The 540-nt window shown below is 41.7% G+C and carries 1 protein-coding gene; it reads right to left on the bottom strand.

Annotated elements, in window-relative coordinates; genetic code table 11:
* On the bottom strand, positions 1 to 456 hold a 456-nt coding region (locus tag BCU12_RS10815; protein WP_133153868.1), incomplete at its 3' end, for an ABC transporter transmembrane domain-containing protein.
* Positions 457 to 540 lie beyond the last annotated feature (84 nt).

The raw sequence follows: 540 nt of genomic DNA, 5'->3' as shown, positions 1-540 counted from the left end.
CCATAGTGGTGTGAGTGATAAGGCCAAAAAGGCATTAAAAAACTGCAAAAAACCAACGCCAAAAAGCAACCGAATAGCACCGAGATCGTTATTGATGATCGAAATTAGACGGCCTGACGCGAATGTTTCATGGAAACTGTTCGGGAGCTGATTGAGCTTATTCAATAAGGTATTTTTAAGCGACGCTTCCGTGATGCGCCCAGGGTTCAGTGCATAGACTCTCGACAAGATACGCACAGCCACCATAGCCACCGACATCCCCACAACAATTGCAACGTAGGTATTAAGGTTATGGTCATTTTCTATTGAAGAATCATCAATCAAATCAATCGCAAGTTGGATATAACGAGGGATTTCTACCTGCAGCCAGTTAACGAGGAAAATAAAGACAATCGCAAGCAAATACGACTTTCGATTCATTTTTAGGTAGTGAACGATAAATTGCGTTTTGGTCATACAAACTCTTGGTTGGGAAGATGCGCACGAATAAGTACTCAAAGGCTCATCAATCCCTGCACTTACCATTGAATATAGTTGATA

The organism is Vibrio sp. 10N.261.55.A7, assembly GCF_002877365.1.
In the GTDB taxonomy this organism is placed as follows: domain Bacteria; phylum Pseudomonadota; class Gammaproteobacteria; order Enterobacterales; family Vibrionaceae; genus Vibrio.
This window is presented reverse-complemented; position numbering and strand designations above follow the sequence as displayed.